Origin of the sequence: Sphingomonas sp. So64.6b (assembly GCF_014171475.1) — a bacterium.
GTDB classification, from domain to species: domain Bacteria; phylum Pseudomonadota; class Alphaproteobacteria; order Sphingomonadales; family Sphingomonadaceae; genus Sphingomonas; species Sphingomonas alpina_A.
This window is the reverse complement of record NZ_CP048817.1, coordinates 4,280,868-4,299,132: the sequence shown is the minus strand read 5'-3', so window position 1 is coordinate 4,299,132 and position 18,265 is coordinate 4,280,868. Positions and strand designations below refer to the sequence as shown.

17 protein-coding genes and 1 tRNA gene are annotated in these 18,265 nt (G+C 64.4%); 7 read left to right on the top strand and 11 right to left on the bottom strand.

Annotation, left to right across the window (positions count from 1 at the left end):
• Nucleotides 1–12: 12 nt before the first annotated feature.
• Nucleotides 13–987, top strand: coding sequence for an agmatine deiminase family protein (locus G4G27_RS20675; RefSeq protein WP_183110382.1), 975 nt, complete (start codon nucleotides 13–15; stop codon nucleotides 985–987).
• 26 nt (nucleotides 988–1,013) lie between these two features.
• Here G4G27_RS20675 and G4G27_RS20670 read toward each other — a convergent pair whose 3' ends face one another.
• Together G4G27_RS20670 and G4G27_RS20665 are read right to left on the bottom strand one after the other, a co-directional pair.
• A complete protein-coding gene (locus tag G4G27_RS20670) occupies nucleotides 1,014–1,382 on the bottom strand; it encodes a GFA family protein (protein ID WP_183110381.1) in 369 nt (122 codons plus the stop codon).
• Nucleotides 1,379–1,777 (bottom strand): low affinity iron permease family protein, encoded by a 399-nt coding sequence (locus G4G27_RS20665; RefSeq protein ID WP_183110380.1) that lies wholly within the window; start codon nucleotides 1,775–1,777, stop codon nucleotides 1,379–1,381. The genes G4G27_RS20670 and G4G27_RS20665 overlap by 4 nt, the downstream gene beginning before the upstream one ends.
• A gap of 50 nt (nucleotides 1,778–1,827) precedes the next feature.
• Here G4G27_RS20665 and aguB point away from each other — a divergent pair, with 50 nt between their 5' ends.
• A complete protein-coding gene (aguB, locus tag G4G27_RS20660; protein WP_183110379.1) occupies nucleotides 1,828–2,676 on the top strand; it encodes an N-carbamoylputrescine amidase in 849 nt (282 codons plus the stop codon).
• Here aguB and G4G27_RS20655 read toward each other — a convergent pair.
• The gene (locus G4G27_RS20655; RefSeq protein ID WP_183110378.1) at nucleotides 2,673–3,014 is read right to left on the bottom strand and encodes a low molecular weight protein tyrosine phosphatase family protein; all 342 of its coding nucleotides are present in this window, start codon (nucleotides 3,012–3,014) and stop codon (nucleotides 2,673–2,675) included. The genes aguB and G4G27_RS20655 overlap by 4 nt on opposite strands.
• Complete coding sequence (locus tag G4G27_RS20650) at nucleotides 3,011–3,670, bottom strand: uracil-DNA glycosylase (RefSeq protein WP_183110377.1); 660 nt, start codon at nucleotides 3,668–3,670, stop codon at nucleotides 3,011–3,013. Before G4G27_RS20650 ends, G4G27_RS20655 begins: the two co-directional genes overlap by 4 nt.
• Nucleotides 3,671–3,693: 23 nt before the next feature.
• Between G4G27_RS20650 and folK the strand changes: the two genes are divergently transcribed.
• The 3 genes from folK (at nucleotide 3,694) to G4G27_RS20635 (ending at nucleotide 5,082) form a co-directional block, all read left to right on the top strand.
• Nucleotides 3,694–4,197 (top strand): 2-amino-4-hydroxy-6-hydroxymethyldihydropteridine diphosphokinase, encoded by a 504-nt coding sequence (folK, locus tag G4G27_RS20645; RefSeq protein ID WP_183110376.1) that lies wholly within the window; start codon nucleotides 3,694–3,696, stop codon nucleotides 4,195–4,197.
• A 27-nt stretch (nucleotides 4,198–4,224) separates the two neighbouring features.
• Nucleotides 4,225–4,300 (top strand) — tRNA-Lys (locus G4G27_RS20640).
• Between the two features lie 32 nt (nucleotides 4,301–4,332).
• Nucleotides 4,333–5,082 carry a phosphatase PAP2 family protein gene (locus tag G4G27_RS20635; RefSeq protein WP_183110375.1) on the top strand — a complete coding sequence of 250 codons (750 nt, stop codon included), beginning with the start codon at nucleotides 4,333–4,335 and terminating at the stop codon, nucleotides 5,080–5,082.
• Here the strand turns inward: G4G27_RS20635 and G4G27_RS20630 are convergent.
• Nucleotides 5,065–5,895 carry a CoA ester lyase gene (locus tag G4G27_RS20630; RefSeq protein ID WP_183110374.1) on the bottom strand — a complete coding sequence of 277 codons (831 nt, stop codon included), beginning with the start codon at nucleotides 5,893–5,895 and terminating at the stop codon, nucleotides 5,065–5,067. The two genes, G4G27_RS20635 and G4G27_RS20630, sit on opposite strands and share 18 nt — an antisense overlap.
• A gap of 126 nt (nucleotides 5,896–6,021) precedes the next feature.
• Here G4G27_RS20630 and G4G27_RS20625 point away from each other — a divergent pair, with 126 nt between their 5' ends.
• On the top strand, nucleotides 6,022–8,202 hold the full coding sequence (locus G4G27_RS20625; RefSeq protein WP_183110373.1) for a TonB-dependent receptor: 2,181 nt from the start codon (nucleotides 6,022–6,024) through the stop codon (nucleotides 8,200–8,202).
• A gap of 66 nt (nucleotides 8,203–8,268) precedes the next feature.
• Here G4G27_RS20625 and G4G27_RS20620 read toward each other — a convergent pair whose 3' ends face one another.
• Both G4G27_RS20620 and G4G27_RS20615 read right to left on the bottom strand, forming a co-directional pair.
• Entirely contained in the window at nucleotides 8,269–9,270 is a 1,002-nt protein-coding gene (locus G4G27_RS20620; RefSeq protein WP_183110372.1) for a beta-eliminating lyase-related protein, read from the bottom strand.
• Nucleotides 9,271–9,351: 81 nt separating this feature from the next.
• Nucleotides 9,352–11,517, bottom strand: coding sequence for a PBP1A family penicillin-binding protein (locus G4G27_RS20615; RefSeq protein WP_183110371.1), 2,166 nt, complete (start codon nucleotides 11,515–11,517; stop codon nucleotides 9,352–9,354).
• Nucleotides 11,518–11,669: 152 nt separating this feature from the next.
• On the opposite strand from G4G27_RS20615, the gene G4G27_RS20610 reads away from it, so the two are divergent.
• Nucleotides 11,670–12,674 carry a LacI family DNA-binding transcriptional regulator gene (locus G4G27_RS20610; protein WP_183110370.1) on the top strand — a complete coding sequence of 335 codons (1,005 nt, stop codon included), beginning with the start codon at nucleotides 11,670–11,672 and terminating at the stop codon, nucleotides 12,672–12,674.
• A gap of 68 nt (nucleotides 12,675–12,742) precedes the next feature.
• Here the strand turns inward: G4G27_RS20610 and G4G27_RS20605 are convergent, their stop codons facing one another.
• From G4G27_RS20605 to G4G27_RS20590, 4 genes are all read right to left on the bottom strand, one after another.
• Complete coding sequence (locus G4G27_RS20605; protein WP_244624439.1) at nucleotides 12,743–13,789, bottom strand: putative sulfate exporter family transporter; 1,047 nt, start codon at nucleotides 13,787–13,789, stop codon at nucleotides 12,743–12,745.
• Nucleotides 13,790–13,862: 73 nt separating this feature from the next.
• Entirely contained in the window at nucleotides 13,863–15,116 is a 1,254-nt protein-coding gene (locus tag G4G27_RS20600) for an MFS transporter (protein WP_183110369.1), read from the bottom strand.
• Nucleotides 15,117–15,134: 18 nt separating this feature from the next.
• On the bottom strand, nucleotides 15,135–15,887 hold the full coding sequence (locus tag G4G27_RS20595; protein WP_183110368.1) for a phytanoyl-CoA dioxygenase family protein: 753 nt from the start codon (nucleotides 15,885–15,887) through the stop codon (nucleotides 15,135–15,137).
• A gap of 15 nt (nucleotides 15,888–15,902) precedes the next feature.
• Nucleotides 15,903–18,224: a TonB-dependent receptor gene (locus tag G4G27_RS20590; RefSeq protein ID WP_183110367.1), complete on the bottom strand. Its 2,322-nt coding sequence runs from the start codon at nucleotides 18,222–18,224 to the stop codon at nucleotides 15,903–15,905.
• Nucleotides 18,225–18,265 lie beyond the last annotated feature (41 nt).

Sequence of the window (18,265 nt, the reverse complement as noted above, 5' to 3'; positions counted from 1 at the left end):
GGATAGCCGTCGATGCCGAACCGCGTTACCCAGCCCGCCGAATGGGCCCGCCACAAGGCCGTATGGATCGGCTTTCCGAGCCATCCGGAGTTGTGGCTCGACGACCTGGAGCCGGCGCGGGCGGAGGTCACCGCCTTTGCCCGCGCGATCCATGCCGGGGGCAAGGGCGAGCGCGTCATCCTCGTCGTCGCCGATGCGGAAGCCGCGACTGCGGCCAGGGAGCTGGCCGGCGACGTGGCCGAGATCGTCATCGAGCCGTTCGGCGATATCTGGCTTCGTGATACCGCAGCGATCGTGCTGAGCGACCACAGCGCGCGCGATTTCCGCTTCAATGGCTGGGGCGGCAAATACGACCTGCCTGGCGATGACGATATCGGCGCTCGCCTCGCCGCGCGCCGCCGCATCCGTACCGAACGCTGCGACTGGATACTGGAGGGCGGCGCGATCGACAGCGACGGCACCGGCCTGGTCGTGACGACCGAGCAATGCCTGCTCAATCATAATCGCAATCCCAGCCTGTCGAGATCGGAGATCGAATTGCGGCTGCTGGAGGATCTCGGTTTTTCCGAAGTCATCTGGCTCGGCGAGGGTCTGATGCACGATCATACCGACGGCCATGTCGACAACCTGGCACGTTTCGTAGCACCGGGAAGGCTGGCGATCCCCGTTGCGGCGGACAATGATCCCAACTGGCTGATCTATCAGCACGCCGCGCGCGACGCCGCGCGCCACGAGGTCGAGATCGTGCCGATCCCCTCGCCCGGCCGCGTGTTGCGTGACGAGGAGATCGTGCCGGCCAGCTATATGAATTTCTATATCGGCAATGCGACGGTGGTCGTGCCACAATATGGCGCGCCCAACGACGCGGCGGCGGTCGCGGCGATCGGCGCGCTGTTCCCGGATCGCGAGACGGTCGGCTTGCATGCCGACCATATCCTGACCGGTGGCGGCAGTTTCCATTGCATCAGCCAGCAGATTCCGGGCTGATCAGCCGGCTCGATCAGGCAGCCTGATCATTGGGGGGCGCCGGCGATGACCCGGCGCGGCAATGCCCGCGCGTCGATACCGTCAATCAGCCGTGCATTGACCCCGACCCTGGCGCCGACCCCGCCGGGGTAGCATTCCTCCTCCAGCCCGGGATGGATGCGCCAGCCGATCATCGCGCTGCACCGCGAACAGAAGCGAAAATCGAGCAGCCGGTCGCCCCATCGATAGATCGACAGCTCCGCTTCGCCCTGGGTGATCGCGAACTGGTCGGGCGGATAATAGCAACACAGCGAGCCAAGCTTCGAGCAGATCGAGCAGTGGCACTCGGTCACCTCGTCTGGCGGCGCTGGTACGGTGAAGCGCACCGTCCCGCAATGGCAGCTCCCGGCAGTCACAACCGCGCCAGCATGCGCTCGATCGATTCGTGATGCGTCTCGTTATCGCCGCACTCGCGTTCGAGCATCGCCTTGATCTTCTCCAGTTCCTTTTCGGTCAGATGCTCGATGCCGATAAAGTCGGTGCGCGCTTCGCTATTGGCGCGAATCAGTTCGTCGAGTTTGGCCTGGATCGCACTGGCGTCGCGATTCTGCGCATTCTGGATCAGGAACACCATCAGGAAGGTGACGATCGTCGTACCGGTGTTGATTACCAGCTGCCACGTGTTGGAATAGGCGAACATCGGGCCGGTGATGCCCCAGACGGCGACGACGATAAACGCCAGGATAAAAGCGGGCGGACGTCCCGCCCAACTCGCCACTTTCTGCGCGACCGCTTCGAAAAACCGATCCATATCTTCGTCCCTCGATTTGAAACCCAACGCCGAACCGCTAAGTACGCTCCATGACCGAAATCACCGTCGCCGCGCTCCAGGCCGCCTTTACCGACGATATGGACGCGAACATCGCCCATGTCTCCGCCCTCGTGCGCGAGGCCGCGGCGAAGGGAGCGCAAGTGATTTTGCCGCCCGAATTGTTCGAAGGCGAGTATTTTTGCCGCGTCGAGGATGAGGGGCTATTCGCCAATGCGAAGCCTACCGCCGAGCATAAGGCGGTGCTGGCGATGCAGAAACTCGCAGCCGAGCTCAGCGTATATATCCCGACCAGCTTCTTCGAGGCGGACGGGCCGCATCATTACAATAGCCTGGCGATGATCGGCCCCGACGGCCGGGTCATGGGCGTCTATCGCAAGAGCCATATTCCCGACGGACCGGGCTATGAGGAGAAATTCTATTTCCGTCCCGGCAACACCGGCTTCAAGGTCTGGCCGGGCCCCTCAGCAACGCTGGGCGTCGGAATCTGCTGGGACCAATGGTACCCGGAAACCGCCCGCGCGATGATGCTGATGGGCGCGGAAGTCCTGTTCTACCCGACCGCGATCGGCAGCGAGCCGCATGACACGTCGCTCGATACCGCCCGGCTGTGGCGCCGCGCGATGGTCGGCCACGCCGTGTCGAACGTGGTGCCGATCGTCGCCGCCAACCGGATCGGCGTGGAGCACGGGCAGACATTCTATGGCACCAGTTTCATCGCCGACGAGCGCGGCGACATTTTGGCCGAACTGGGCCGCGAGGAAACCGGCGTGATCACCGCAACAATCGATCTCGACCGGGTCAAGCGCCACCGCGCCGCATTCGGTTTCTTCCGCGACCGGCGGCCCGAGCTTTACGGGCGGCTGGTACAGGATATCTAGCTGCTCACCGGCACATCCGGGAAATAGCGCGCGAACTTCGTCTCCAGCAGCCGCACCAGTTCCGGCTGCATGAATTCATAGTCGTCGGGAATATCGAGGCTGATCACGCGGGCCTGCTTCAGGGCGGAGCGAAAGCGCCGTTGCAGCTTGTTTCGGTGCATCTTCTCCATCACGAAAATCACATCGGCCCATTCGACCAGTTCGGCAGTGAGCGGATTATCGGCGTCGTGATTGGTACCAGCCGAATCGATTTCCATATCGGGCCGCGACGCGAACACCTGTTCCGCCGTCGGGCTGCGCAGCCGGTTCTGGCTGCACACGAAGAGAATGTTCTTCACGCTGGCCGCAGTTCCAGCGCCCGCGCGAACACCGCCTCGAACATCTCGGCCGTCAGCCGTCCGGTATTCTGATTGTAGCGCGAGCAATGATAGCTATCGATCAGGATGCGGCCATCGGGCACGCGGTGCTGGGCGAGATGCGCGAAGCGGCATTTGGGCAGCTTGCCGCCCAGGATCTTGACCGCCGACTGATGCGCGATCTGGCCGAGCGCGATGTACACGCGCGCCTTGGGCAATGCCGCCGCCTGACCGGCAAGGAACGGGCGGCAAGCGCGGATTTCTTCGGGCGTCGGTTTGTTTTGCGGCGGCAAGCATTTGACCGCGTTGATGATGATCGCGCCGTCGAGCTTTAGCGAATCGTCGGGCGTGGCTTCGTATTTGCCGCTGGCCAGCCCGAACTTGGCCAGCGTGTCGAACAGCAATGGCCCCGACTGGTCACCAGTGAAGGGGCGCCCGGTGCGGTTGGCGCCATGTTTGCCGGGCGCCAGCCCGACGATCGCCAGCCATGCATCCGGGTCGCCGAACGCATTGACCGGCGCATTCCACCAATCGGGATGCTCGGCCTGCAATTCTTCGCGGAACCCGAGAAGGCGTGGACAGCGCGGGCAATCGTGCGGCGGCTCGGTGGTCGGCAAAGGACTGGGTGCGAAATTCATCGATACGCGATACGCAGCTTGCCGTGCCAAACTCAACCTGTGCCCCCCTTTCGACCTATGTCGTCGCTATCGGATCGAACCGTCGCGGTCGTCATGGTGCGCCGCAGGCGCAGGTCGCGGCAGCGATTAGAGCAATTGGCGACGTCGTGGCGACCGCGCCGATCTTCACCACCGCGCCGGTCGGTCCCTCGATCCGGCGTTTCGCCAATAGTGCGGTCCTGCTCGAAACTTCCGAGGACCCGCCCGAACTGCTCGCCCGGCTCAAGGCGATCGAGCGCGATTTCGGGCGGCGGCTTGGGCAGCGCTGGGGCGCGCGGGTGATCGACCTCGACATCATCCTGTGGTCGGGCGGCGCCTGGGGCGATGCCGGCCTGACGATCCCGCATATCGATTTCCGCGAGCGCCGTTTCGTGCTTGATCCACTCGCGCGCATTGCGCCTGACTGGCGCGATCCAATCACCGGTCTGACCGTGCGACAACTCGTCCATCGTCTGCGCGCGGTTGACCAGCGCGCGTCGCGCCCGTAACGCGCGTCACTTGCCCGGCATGTGTGGGGGCCCGTAGCTCAGTTGGTAGAGCAACGGACTTTTAATCTGTAGGTCTCGGGTTCGAATCCCGACGGGCCCACCATCGCCGCGAGACCATCGCCATGATCAGCCAAGATGATCGCTAACGACCCGCTCCACGCCGAGGGCGTCGATGCCGCCGGCGAAGTTCCGGGCGGCGTGCGCCATCCGCCCTGGCTGCTCGCAGCGGGCGGCGCGGCCGCACTGGCGGCGCTGATCCTTACCCTGATCGGCCTGTTCATCGATCGCGGTCACCGTTTCGCATTCGATTCGGCGATCCTGCTCGCCGCACGCGGCGGCACGGCGCATGGCGTACCAGTCGGACCGTCATGGATGAAGCCAGCGGCGGTCGACATCACCGCGCTGGGCGGTGTGACGGTGCTGACCCTGATCGTCACGATCACCGTCGGTTTCCTCGCGGTCAGGCGATTGTGGCTGACCATGGCGCTGGTACTTAGCGGAACGATCAGCGGCTCGATCGCGGTCGGCCTCGTTAAGCTGCTGGTTGGACGGCCGCGGCCAGACCTGACCGATCATCTCGTGCAAGTCAGCTCCGCGAGTTTCCCAAGCGGCCATGCCGCGAACAGCGCGATCGTCTATCTGACCATCGCCACACTGATCATGCAGATCGTGCAGGGCCGCGGCGCACGCAGCTACATCCTGATCGTCGCGGCCTTGCTGGTCACCGCAATCGGCATGAGCCGGGTCTATCTCGGTGTACACTGGCCGAGCGACGTGCTCGGCGGCTGGGCGTTCGGCACGCTTTGGGCGATCGGCTGGTGGGCGATCGGCGCCTGGGCGCGGCTCAGGCGGGCCGGAGTCTCGGTGTTACACCCCAGCGAGTAACCGCTTCGCCGACTTCAGGTGCGGCGCGTCAACCATCTTGCCATCAAGCGCCAGCGCGCCAGCGCCGGGGTTCGCCTCGAACAGCGCGATGACGCAGCGGGCACGCTCAACCTCCGCCGCGCTCGGCGTAAAGGCAGCGTTGATCACCGGAACCTGCGCGGGATGGATCGCCATCATGCCGGTAAAGCCGTCACGCCGCGCACGCGCTGCATAAGCCGCCAGACCGTCGAGGTCGCGGAAATCGGGATAGACCGTCTCGATCGCCGGCACCCCCGCTGCATGCGCACCGAACAGGGTCAGCGAGCGCGCCAGCTGATAGGGTGCTGTATAGCTGCCATCGGCTTCGCGCGAGGTTGCCGCGCCGATCGCGGCGGGCAGATCCTCGGCACCCCAGGTCAGACCGGCGAGGCGCGATGTGACTCCGCCATAGCTGCCGAGCGCGAAAATCGCCGCCGGCGTCTCGGTTGCGATCGGCAGAATCGCGATGTCGCCCGACAATCGCGCATCGAGCGCGGCAAGCGAGGCGGCGCCTTCGGCCTTGGGCAGCAATAGCCCGTCGGGTCCGGCAGGCAGCACTGCCGCCAGGTCGTCATCGATCAGCCCGGAGTCGAGCGGATTGACCCGAACATAAAGCGTCACCGTGCGCGACCGGCGCAGGAAAGTCGCGACCGCCGCACGCGCTTGTGGCTTGGCCGACAGGCTGACCGAATCCTCCAGATCGAGGATCAGCACATCAGCGCCGAGCCCCAATGCCTTTTCCATCCGGTCGGGACGGTCGCCAGGAACAAACAGCAGCGAGCGCAGGCGAGGCATCGGATTCTCCTTCGATGGCAGGAAAACCCCCTAGCATAGACGGGCCGTGGCAAGGCAACGACGAACCGTCTTGTGACTTTATACCATAACATCTATTGCGCCGCACAAGAACAAGAAAGGGCCTTCATGATTCGCCGTCTCCTGCTTGCCAGCACCGTCTCTGTCTCTGCCTTCGCCTTCGCTCAACCCGCGCTTGCTCAGGACATGTCCGATCCCACCGCCGCTCCGGCCCCCGTCAAAGTGGACGTGAAAGCGGATCGCGACGACGACATGCGCGACATCATCATCACCGCGCCATTCGAGCAGAGCGAAGCCGATGTGCTGTCGGGCACGTCGGTCCTGTCCGGTCAGGAGCTGACGCGCAGCCTGAAGCCGACGATCGGCGAGACGCTGGCCCGGCTGCCGGGCGTTTCCGCAACCTCATTCGGGCCGAGCGCATCGCGCCCGATCCTGCGCGGCTTCCAGGGCGAGCGCATCCGCGTGCTGACCGACGGGATCGGATCGATTGACGTGTCCAACACCTCGGTCGATCACGCCGTGATCATCGATCCGCTGCTCGCCGAGCGAATCGAAGTGTTGCGCGGCCCCTCTGCCCTGTTGTTCGGCTCCTCGGCGGTCGGCGGCGTGGTCAACGTCATCGACACACGCATTCCACGAAGCGTGCCGGTAAAGGGCTATCGGCTGAGTGGCACCGCCACCTATGGCTCGGCTGCCAATGAGCGCTCGTTCGGCGGCGCCGGCGACGTCGCGGTCGGCGAGCACCTCGTGCTTCATGCCGATGGCTCCTATTCGAAGACCGACGATCTTCGCATCGGCGGCTATGCGTTGACCCCCGAACGCCGCCGCGAAGCGCTCGCCACCAGCCTGTTGCCGGTCGATCCGGCCGACCCCGAACCGATCGACTATGCCGCCAACGCCGCAATCAAGGGCACGCTGCCCAATTCGGCGAGCAGGACCTGGACCGCCGGCGCCGGCGCGTCGATCATCACCGACAGCGGTAATCTCGGCGTCTCGTACAGCCATTATGACAGCCTGTACGGCGTGCCGATCCGTTATGCGACGCTGCCCGGCGAAGGACAGGAGGCACCGCGCCTGTCGATCGTCCAGAACCGCGTCGACCTGCGCGGCGAGGTCGATACCGGCGGCGGCTTCCTCGACAAGATCAAGGTTCGCGCCGGTCAGGCGAGCTATCGCCATTTCGAACTCGAGGAGGACGGATCGGTCGGCACCGCCTTCTACAATAAGGGCCTGGAGGGCCGGCTCGAGCTGATCCAGGCCGATCATGGCGGCTGGAAGGGTGCATCGGGCGTGCAGTTCTTCAATCGCATCTTCGACGTGAAGGGCGAGGAGGCGTTTCTGCCCAAAAACGAGACCAACCAGACCGGCTTCTTCACCTTGCAGCAGCTCGATCTCGGCGCGTTCAAGGCCGAAGGCGGCCTGCGCTACGAACTGACCGATGTCGCGGCACGCACCCCGGCCGACGATTTACGCTTCTTCCATGGTGCGCGTCACTTCCAGGCGCTGTCGGGGTCGATCGGCGCGTCCTATGCGATCAGCGATCCGATCCGCATCGGCATCAACCTGTCGCATACCGAACGCGCGCCATCAGCGGAGGAATTGTTCGCCAATGGCGGCCATGCCGGAACGCAAGCCTATGAACTGGGCAGCGCCGATTTCCGGCTGGAGAAGAGCTGGGGTCTGGAAGCCACGCTCCACGCACATGGTGAAGGGTTCAGCTTCGACGCGTCAGCCTATTACAATAAATTCTCCAACTATATCTCGGAAAACCAGGTCAATCAGGCGGTGTGCGAAGCGGCCGCCGCGCCGAGCGGCCGCGAGGTCGAATTCCCCTGTTTCCAGTTCAGTCAGTCCGATGCGCGCTACTATGGCGTCGAAGCGCAAGGGTCGATCCTGCTGGCGCGGATCGGCGATTTCAAGATCAATGCCGATGCGCTGGGCGATTACGTCCACGCCAATATCGTCGATCAGGGCCCAATCCCGCGCATCCCCGCGCCGCGCGTCCTCGGCGGGCTGGAAGCGCAATCGGACCGCATCACTGGCCGGATCGAGGCCGAGCGCGTCTTCGACCAAAACCGCGTGACCGCCTTCGAGACGCCGACCAAGGGTTATACCATGGTCAATGCCTCGATCTCGCTCAGCCCGTTCGGCGCCGACAACAAGACCACACTCAACATCAGCGCCAACAACATCTTCGATGTCGATGCGCGGCGCCATGCCAGCTTTCTGAAGGATTTCGCGCCGCTCGCCGGACGCGACATCCGCGCGACCTTACGCTTCAGCCTCTGAGCTCTCCTGCCCCGCCCGTCCCGATCACTCGGGGCGGGCGGTTTTTTTATGCGTGACGGCGCCCCGTCAGAGTGCGGCGATCGCGTCCGCGAGCGGGCGGATGGCCTCGGCCCGATGATCCCAGGAGATCACCAGCCGCGCCTCGCCCGGGCCCCAGTCGTAAAAATCGAAACCCTTGGCGCGCAGTCGCTCGGCCTCGGCGGCGGTAACACGCAGGAACACTTCGTTCGCCTCGACCGGATGGACCAGCCGGTCGCCCGCAGCCTCGGCGAGCATAGTCGCGCCGGCGTTCGACGCACGCGCATTGTCGAGCCACAGATCATGATCGAGCAGCGCATGAATCTGCGCCGCGAGATAACGGCCCTTGGACAGCAGCAGCCCGGCGCGCTTACGGCGATAGAGCGTCGCGGCCTGCAAATCGGTCTTGAAGAAAATCAGCGCCTCAGCGCTCATCCCGCCATTCTTGACAAACCCGAAGCTCAGCGCATCGACCCCGGCGCGCCAGGTCAGGTCGGCCGGCGTGCAACCGAGATGCGCGACCGCATTGGCGAAGCGCGCACCGTCCATATGCAGGCCGAGCCGACGTTCGCGCGCGAGATGGCCAATCGCGGCGACCTCATTGGGGGTATAGACGCGACCATATTCGGTCGCGTTGGTGATCGAGATCGCATGCGGCTGAACCTGATGCACATCATCGCGCGTGGCGTCGAGCACGGCGAGGATGGTCTTGGGCGTCAGCTTGGCGCCCTCACCCTCGCCAAGCAGCAGCTTTGCGCCATGGGTGTAGAATTCCGGCGCGCCACATTCGTCGTTCTGAATATGCGCGTCGCGGTGACACACGACCGCGCCATGCGGCGGACACAGCGCGGCAAGCGCGAGGCAATTGGCTGAGGTGCCCGAGGGCACCCATAACGCGCGCACCTCGACCTCGAACAGGTCGGAGAAACGCGCATCGAGCTGGCGGCTCCAGCCATCGCCGTCATAGGCGGTGTCGAGCGTATTGGCCTGTTCGAGCGCTGCGAAAACAGCGGGATGAACCGGGGCGGCATTATCGGAGAAGAAGCGCATGACGCAGCCTTGCGGCGATGGTCAGGCCTCGTCAACCGTGGAGGTTTCAGGGACGCCACCGCCCTGACGAATCCCGACAGATCATCGCTCGTCGGGCGCCTGCTCGTCATATTGCGGTTCCTCATAACGCGGCGCGCGATCTTCACGGCGCGGCCGGTCGCTGCGATCGCCGCGGTTCGAGCGATTGATCTCGATGCTGCCATCCTGACCAACGCGCAGATTGAGCCCAAGGCCCTCGAGATCGCCCTCGAGCGGGACATTGACACCGTCGACACCAATCAGGTTGGCGGCATCCGGATCGACCTCTTCTTCGGTCGCCTCCGGTTCGGGCGCGACGGCGGGGCCGACGCCAAGCGCGCTTATCATGAAGGCGCGCCAGATCCGCGCCGGGATACCGCCGCCCGACAGGCCCGCATTCGGCGTATTGTCGTCATTGCCGACCCACACCCCGACCACCAGATCGCCGGCAAAACCGATGAACAGGGCGTCGCGATTGTCCTGCGTTGTGCCGGTCTTGCCATAGGTTTTGACCGACAGCGCCGCCTGACGCCCAGTGCCAGTTTCCGCCGACGCGGAGAGCAGGTCGAGCATATTGGCGTGCAGATCGCCAGTCAGCGGGTGCGCACCCTCGGTCAGGCTTTGCAGCCAGCTGCGCTCGCCGCTCGGCTCGATCCCGCGCGGCCGCACCGGATAGCCTTGCGCGGCGATCGAAGCATAGGCCGAAGTCAGTTCGAGCAGCGACACCGTCGAAGTGCCGAGCGCGATCGTCGCTTCATTGGCAATCGGCGTCGAGATGCCGAGGTCGCGCGCGGCACGGGTCACGTTCTTCACCCCGACTTGCTGGATCAGCCGTGCCGCCGCGACATTGCTCGATTTGGCAAAGGCGCGGCGCAGCGTGATCTCGCCCTCATAACGGCCATCGCTGTTCTTCGGCGACCAGTCGGCGATCGTCACCGGTTCGTCCTCGATCTTCGAATCCGGCGTCAGGCCGCTGCGCAACGCGGCGAGATAGACGAACAGCTTGAACGCCGATCCCGGCTGGCGTCGCGCCTGGACAGCGCGGTTGAACGTGCTGTCGGCATAGGATTTGCCGCCGACCATCGCGACGACCCGGCCATCGGGGCGCATCGCAACCAAGGCGACCTGCGCCTGGCGCAGCCCCGCGCTCCTGATCGCGCGCTCCGCGGCCTTTTGCAGGCGGCGGTCGAGCGTGGTCTTGACCGTGGTTTCGGTCGCGATCTCGCCTGCGCGGTCGCGCGCCTCGGGCAGCACCCAATCGGCGAAATAGGTGCCGTCGGGCAACGGCTTGATCTTGCTCGTCGACAGCCGCGCCGGCGACACATCGGCCGCCACCGCCTTGTCGAGGAAACCGGCATCGACCATCGCCGCGACGACCAGCTTCTGCCGGTCGCGCGCGCCCTTCAGATTGACCGTCGGGGCGAGCCGCGAAGGCGCCTTGACCAACCCGGCGAGCATTGCCGCCTGGCCGATCGACAGATCCTCGGGCTCGCGGTTGAAATAATGTTTCGACGCCGCGCGCAGGCCATAGACGTTATCGCCGAAATAGACGTTCGACAGATAGCGCGAGAGGATCTCGTTCTTCGACAGCCATGCCTCGAGCCAAAAGGCGATCAGGACCTCACGAAATTTGCGCGCTGCGGTTCGATCCGAATCGAGAAAGGCGTTCTTGGCAAGCTGCTGGGTGATCGTGCTGCCGCCCTGACTGCGCCCGTCGCTGGTGATATTGTGCCAGAAAGCGCGGGCGATACCGCGCGGGTCGACGCCCCAATGCGATTTGAAGCGCCGGTCCTCGATCGCGAGAAAGGCGTTGGTGACGTTGGCGGGCAGCTTCGACGCATCGACCGCCTTGCCGATGATCGCGCCGCGCCGTGCGATCGGCGTGCCGTCTTCGGCGAGCAGCGTGATGCTCGGCGGCGTCGGCGGTTCGAGCGATTTCGACAAGGGCGCGGTGAAGATCAGCCAGATCACCGCAACCACGAACAGCAATATGCCGACGCCAAAGATGCGCATCGGCCAGCGCCAGCGCGACCCGCGATAGGCGACCGGCAAATTGGTCGTGTAGCCATCGGCATCGGCATCATAATCGTCGCCACCGCCCGAATAATCACCCGGCGGCGGCAACCCGCCGGACAGGTCGAGCGGCGACCGGTCGGAGCCATAGGCGGCACCGCCGGACGGCGATTTGCTCGACGGCGCGGTCGCCGGATCGAAGGGGTAAGGACGCATCGTTCTCGATCGTTCCCGGATCAGCCTGCCAACATGGCGAATGACTGTATTATCGTCATATAACAGTGACCGCAAGCAATTGGCTGCGGGGATGGACGCGCACGGACCGCTCGGGCACATGCGATGGTGAAACGAAACGCCGGAGCGACAAAGTGCGTGCGACCATCAAGGACGTATCCCGCGAAGCGGGGGTCTCGATCAAGACGGTATCGCGCGTGCTCAATAACGAGCGCTATGTCGGCACAGCGACGCGTGAGCGAGTGCAGGCCGCTGTTGCCCTGCTCAACTTCCGCCCAAGCACCGCAGCGCGCTCGCTCGCCGGGCGGCGCAGCTTCCAGATCGCGCTGATCTGCGACAATCCCAGCCCCTATTATGTCTATGAAATGCAATCGGGCATCCGCGACCGATGTGCGGCGGACGGGGTGCGGATGATCGCGCAGCCCTATGACCGCAACTCGGAGACATTGCTCGACGATGTCGAGAGCCTGGTAGATGCAACCAATGTGGATGGATTAATCCTGACCCCGCCGGTGACCGACTATCCGGCGGTGCTCGACCTGCTTGCGCGGCGCGGCGTACGTTTCGTGCGAGTCTCGCCCGGCGGCGATGTCAACCTGACCTCCTCGACCTTTATCGACAATGGGCGTGCAGCGCGTGAGATGACCGAGCATCTGATCGGGCTTGGTCACCGCCGCATCGGCTTCATCGCCGGCCATCCGAGCTATGAGACCAGCACACAGCGGCGGAACGGCTATCTCAAGGCCCTGCAGGCGGCGGGCATCGCAAGCGATCCGGCACTAATCGTCGAGGGCAGCTACGACTTCGCCTCGGGCGCCGCCGCCGCTGAAATACTGCTGTCGCTTGAAGTGCCGCCAAGCGCGATCTTCGCTTCGAGCGACGATATGGCGGCCGGCGCGCTGACCGTCGCACACCGGCGCGAGATCAGTGTGCCCGGCCAGCTGTCGGTCGCGGGCTTCGACGATACCGCGCTTGCCGGTTTCGTCTGGCCGCCCTTGACCACGATCCGCCAGCCGACCCGGCAAATGGCCTATCAGGCGGCGGACCTGCTGCTCGGTGGCGAGGATGCGCCGGTCGAGCGACGGGAGATCGGCTTCGAACTGGTGGTGCGCGATTCTACCGGGCCGGTTCCGAAATAGGCCTTCCCCTACCGGGAGGCTAAGACGCGCTCGATTTACCGCTCCGGGATGGCGTATTTTACAACACCTTACCCGACGAACAACAGGGCCGCCCCAAGCGCCAGCGCAAACGCCACCAGCGTCGCCGCCAGAATCACGAACAGCGGCTTCGGCCCGGCTTCAAGCAATTGCGACAAAGGCGAGCGGATCGCGGTTGCGGTAACCGCCGCTGCCAGCAACCCGGCGGCGATCTGTTCCGCGCCCTTCGCCACCGCCGTCGGGATCACCCCGAATGAATTGATCCCGGCCAGCACGAAGAAGCCGACCACGAACCAGGGAATTCCCGGCCCTTTTGCGCGCGACGCGTCGCCGCGCAGGAACAGGGCGACGATCGCCAGCACCGGCGCGAGCATGGCGACACGAGTCAGCTTGACGATCGCGGCGATATCGCCGGCGTCCTTGGAATAGGAATAGCCCGCCCCCAGCGCCTGGGCGACGTCATGAATCGCCGCACCGAGCATGAAGCCGGCCTTGAGATCGCTCATCGCCAACGCGTGCGCCGCGATCGGATACAGCACCATCGCCAGCGCGCTCAGCGCCGAGATGCCGACCAGCACCATGGTCAATTGCGTCTGGCTGGTCCGTTTCTCACCGAGCGTGGTCGCCAGTGCCATCGCCGCCGACGCGCCGCAGATCGCCACTGCGCCGCCGGCCAATACGCCGAACGCGTTATCGAAACCAAAGCGCCGCGCGGCCAGGATGCCCGCGCCGATGGTGAGCGCAACGATGGCTAGCACGCAGAGCAGCGCAACCGGCCCGAGCGCGGCGATCTGCCCGAAAGTGATGCGCACGCCGACCAGCACGATGCCCCAGCGCAGCAGCGAACGCGACGCGAAAGCCAGCCCCGGCGTCAGCCGCGTATCGGCGCTGAGGAAATTGAGTGCGAGCCCGATGAGCAGCGCCATCAGCGTCAGCGGCGCGCCATAATGATCCGACAGAAACGCAGCGGCGAGCGTTCCCGCCGCGACGATCGCCAGCCCGGGGAGATAGCCCTGCCAGCTCGACTTGGGCGATGGCTCGATATCGCCGTAAAGATCCGCCGCCATCGGCAGGGGTCTGGGTTGTCTCGTCGCCATGGTCGCCCTTATTCTCTTCTGCCAAGGCTAGGCCAATGCCGCCCCGAAATACACCCGTCCCGAAATACACCCGTCAGTGCGCCGCGACCGGCAGCGCCGTTCCCATCCCGTCCAGCGGAAGCTTCGGCAGGAGCAACTGGATCGCGATCACCGCGAGCAGATAGGAACCGCCGGCGAACAGGAACAATGGCAGATAGCCGAGCCCGGCGGCGAGCGTCAGCCCCGCAACCTTGGCAATCACCATCCCGCCGATATTGCCGCTGAACGCACCAAAACTGGTCACGCGCCCGATCTTTTCAGGGCGTGAGACATCGGCGATCAGTGCGAACAAATTGACCGAGAAAGCCTGGTGCGCGGCCATGACCAGGCCGATCAGCGCGACCGCCAGCGCATAGCTGTGCACCGTGTCGGCAAAGGGCAGCGGCAAGGCAAGCAAGGCGGCGACGAGCAGCGACCCCTTGCGCACCTTCTCGACACTATAGCCCTGACGGATCAGCCGCGACGCGACGGTACCGGCGATCAGCGATCCGATCGCGCTGCAGGTATAGGCAATCGCCAGCGGCGTGCCGAGCGCAATGCCGGTCAGCCCGAAGCTGCGGTGAAAGAAATCGGGCATCCAGAACAGCATCAGCCACCAGGTCGCATCGGACAGGAATTTGGCGACCGCGATCGCCCAGGTGCGGCGTTCGACAAAGATGCTGCGCCCGACCGTCGTCTTTGCGCCTTGGTCGCTGCGTGTCGGCGCACCGTCACCGGCGAAATGCACGCCCTTGACCGCGAACAGCCAGACGATCGCCCAGAGCAAGCCTAGCGCGCCGCCGATCAGGAATGCCGCGCGCCAGCCCCAGAGCAAGGCGACGGTCGGAATGAGCAACGGCGTGACGATCGCACCCAGGCTGCCGACGGTATTGACCAGGCCATAACCGAACGAGCGCATCGTCGGCGGAAAGATCACCGCGATCGTCTTGATCGCCGCCGGCGTGCCCATCGCCTCGGTCGCGCCGAGCGCGATACGGCACAGCACGAAACTGCTGAAGCCGCGCGCAAAGGCATGCGCCATCGCCGCGAGGCTCCACAGCGCCACGCCGATCGGGTTGGCCCATTTGACCCCAAGCTTGTCGACCGCGAAGCCGGTGAACAAGAACGCCACCGCCGCCGATCCCTGGAACCAGGCGGCGAGCGTGCCGTAATCATTGTCGGTCCAGCTCATATCATGCGCGATATCGGGCTTGAGCACCGCGATGATCTGCCGATCGACCAGATTGAGCAGCGTCGCGGTGATCGCCAGCGCGAAGATCACGTTGCGGCGCGCCGGGGACAGAGTCACGAGCGGAGGCCCCGCCGGTTAAGCAAAAGTCACCTGTTCGCCATTCTGGACCAGCGCGATTGCGTTGCGGCGCAGCTGCTTCGTGCCGGGATTGAGCATCGCCTCGGGCGTATATTGCGCCAGAAACACGCGTCGCGCGCGATCGGTGCGATTGGCGCCGGTCGCGTGCAGCAACAGGCTGGAGAAAGCGACGATGTCGCCCGCTTTGGCCTCGACGATGATCCCTTCCGCCTCGGCCGGCGCGCCGACCAGATCGTTGCTGCCCGACTGGCGTTCATGCGGCACGATACCGTTCCGGTGGCTGCCCGGCATCAAGCGCACGGTGCCATTCTCGATCGTCGCATCATCGAGCGGACACCAGCAGGTGACATAAGGCGCATGATCCGCAGGGCCGCCATTGCCGACGACATAACCCGAATCCTGATGCCAGGAAAATGGCAGGCCGCCCTCCGGTCCCTTCACGACGAACTGGTCGAAGAAGAAATAGGCGGTGTCACCGATCGTCGCACGGCATACATCGGCCATCGTCTCGCTGAACAGCATGCGCCGGATATCAGGCACGACGCGCTGGCATTCATTGGCGAAGTAGCGCTTGCCGCGATGGCTGAGGCCGATCGTGTCGACGCCCTGCGCATCCATCCGCGCATCCTCCCGCGCGACGAATGCATCGCATTCGCCGCGCAGCAGGTCGAGCGCATCGCCGGCCAGCGCGCCCTTGAACACGGCATAGCCGTCCTCGACGAACTGCCGTGCCTGTTCCTGATAGTTCATCGGCATGACCCCCGATCAATAGTTGAACCGCACCGCGACACCGAAATAGCGATCGACATCGCGCGGCAGCAGATAGCGATAACTGCCGCCGGGCCCGCCGGTGGTGATCAGCGAGGCATAGCTCTGGTCGGTCAGGTTGCGGCCGATGAAATTAACGCGCCACACGCCGTTCGGATCGACCAGCGCGATATTGGCATCGACCAGTGCGTAGCCGTCGATGGTGATCGCGCGGCGCACCGCGAGGTCGCCTGGCGTCACGCCGGCCTGCAGCGACGAGACCTGATCGCTGGTCAGCGAGATATTGCTGCCGATCTCCACATTGGCGAAGCCACCGGTGTCGATCTTCCACGTCGCGCCGATATTGCCCTTCCAGGTCGGGGCGAGCGGCAATTGCTCACCGCGCCGATCGGTCGCCGTCGCGGGCGAGCCGGCCGGGATATTGAATTTGTCGATCTGCGCATCGGTATAGGCGATACCGGCGTTGATGGTGAAGTTGCGCACCGGCCGGATCACCGATTCGATCTCCACGCCCTTGGTCGACACGGAACCCGCATCGGTCAGCTGAGTAACGACCGATCCGTTCAGATTGACGAAGCTGTTGGCCTGGAAGTGATCATATTTGGCATAGAAGGCCGCGGTGTTGATCGTGAAGCTGCCATCGGCGGTCTTGAACTTGGTGCCGAGCTCATACGCGTTCGACGTCTCCGCCGCGATCGGTGCAAGCTGCCCGCTATTCTGGTTGAAGAAGACGTTGAACGCCGGTCCCTTATAGCCCTGGCTGAAAGTGGCATAGGCCATCAGCCCGTTGGTGATGTCGGCCTGGACGCCAAGCTTGCCCGAGAAATCGCTCTGGCTGGTCTTCAGCCGGTAATTTGCCGCCGCCCCGACCAGGCCGGGCCCGGCGCCGGTCGCAGCCGCGCGGACGTTGAAAGCGCTGATATTGTCATGGGTGAAGCGTCCGCCCGCAATCAGGCGCAGCCAGTCGGTCGCGCGAACGGTGACGTTGCCATAGGCCGCGACATTTTCGATCGTCGAGCCGAAATTGCCGATCGCGCTTGGAAAAGTCTGTGTCGAGGAGCCAACCGCGCAAGGTGCGAGACCCGGCGAGACCGGTGGCAAGGTGGTCGCCGAGCAGACGATATCGTCGCGCTCGAAAGTCCGTTCCTGCTTCGCCTTGTAGTAGAAGCCGCCCAGGACATATTCGACCGTCTGGTTGCCGGGCGAAGCGAGACGGACTTCCTGGGTGAAGGTGGTCGAAGGCTGCGGCCCGAAATCGTTGAGCTGATTGCCGCCCGCAATCGCATAGACCCGATCGATGAAATCGCCGTCACGGATACCGAAATTCTTGTAGTCGCGATAGGCGGTGATCGAGGTCAGCGTGCCCGCCGACCCGACATCGAGATCGGCCTGGAGCGACCCGCCCCAGCTTGTCTCGCGCGTCTCGGTCAGCGTGTTCTGACGGATTTCGCGCGTTTCATCGCCGGCCAGCGTGATGCCGCTGAGCGCTCCGGCGAGATTGCTCGCCACAGTGGGTGAGGTGCCAATCACCTCGGCGCAGCAATCGGCATTGGTGCGACGCCAGTCGCCGATCAGCGTGAAGGTCAATGCGTCGGTCGCATCGGCGACGATCATGCCGCGCACGCCATAGCGCTCATAACCATTGACCGTGCGGTTCAGCGTGACGTTGCGTACCGTGCCGTCGAAATTGGCATAGGTGCCGGTGAAGCGGCTGGTGATGCCCGCGCCGAGCGGGATGTCGATCGCAGCCTTGAGCTTGTACTCGTCGTCGGTGGTCGCCTGACCCTCGACATAACCGCCGAACTTGTCGCCCGGCCTTTTGGTGACGATGTTGACCACGCCGGCCGAGGAATTCTTGCCGAACAAGGTGCCCTGCGGGCCGCGCAGCACTTCGATCCGCTCGACATCGTACAGATCGCCAAAGGCTTCGCCGGAGCGCGCATAGGTGACGCCGTCAACGACGAAGCCGACGCTCGGTTCGGCGGCGATCGAGAAGTTGATCGTGCCGACGCCGCGCAGGAACAGCGACGAATCGATCGTCGTCGCGCTTTCCTTGAAGTTCAGGCTGGGCACCAGCTGTTGCAACGACTGGACGTTGACGCCGCCGCGCGCTTCGAACTGCTCGCCGCTGACCACGCTGATCGCGGCCGGCACCTTTTGCAGATTCTCCGAACGTTTCTGCGCGGTGACGATGATGTCACCCGAATCGACCGATGAGACTTGCTCTTCGACGGCTGGCGCCGCGTCCTGCGCAACGGCGGGAGAGACGGCGATCAGCGCTGCAATAGCCGCGCCAGACAGGTAAAATGCGTGTTTCATAAATCCTCCCTCAAATTCCCATGCAATTGATGGATTATCAT

Bases quoted from the DNA above. Each gene is read 5' to 3' on its own strand.
- G4G27_RS20675 (WP_183110382.1), top strand. From the start codon at position 13: ATGCCGAACCGCGTTACCCAGCCCGCCGAATGGGCCCGCCACAAGGCC.
- G4G27_RS20665 (WP_183110380.1), bottom strand. From the start codon at position 1,777: ATGGATCGGTTTTTCGAAGCGGTCGCGCAGAAAGTGGCGAGTTGGGCG.
- aguB (WP_183110379.1), top strand. From the start codon at position 1,828: ATGACCGAAATCACCGTCGCCGCGCTCCAGGCCGCCTTTACCGACGAT.
- G4G27_RS20650 (WP_183110377.1), bottom strand. From the start codon at position 3,670: ATGAATTTCGCACCCAGTCCTTTGCCGACCACCGAGCCGCCGCACGAT.
- G4G27_RS20635 (WP_183110375.1), top strand. From the start codon at position 4,333: ATGATCGCTAACGACCCGCTCCACGCCGAGGGCGTCGATGCCGCCGGC.
- G4G27_RS20630 (WP_183110374.1), bottom strand. From the start codon at position 5,895: ATGCCTCGCCTGCGCTCGCTGCTGTTTGTTCCTGGCGACCGTCCCGAC.
- G4G27_RS20625 (WP_183110373.1), top strand. From the start codon at position 6,022: ATGATTCGCCGTCTCCTGCTTGCCAGCACCGTCTCTGTCTCTGCCTTC.
- G4G27_RS20620 (WP_183110372.1), bottom strand. From the start codon at position 9,270: ATGCGCTTCTTCTCCGATAATGCCGCCCCGGTTCATCCCGCTGTTTTC.
- G4G27_RS20615 (WP_183110371.1), bottom strand. From the start codon at position 11,517: ATGCGTCCTTACCCCTTCGATCCGGCGACCGCGCCGTCGAGCAAATCG.
- G4G27_RS20605 (WP_244624439.1), bottom strand. From the start codon at position 13,789: ATGGCGACGAGACAACCCAGACCCCTGCCGATGGCGGCGGATCTTTAC.
- G4G27_RS20595 (WP_183110368.1), bottom strand. From the start codon at position 15,887: ATGAACTATCAGGAACAGGCACGGCAGTTCGTCGAGGACGGCTATGCC.
- G4G27_RS20590 (WP_183110367.1), bottom strand. From the start codon at position 18,224: ATGAAACACGCATTTTACCTGTCTGGCGCGGCTATTGCAGCGCTGATC.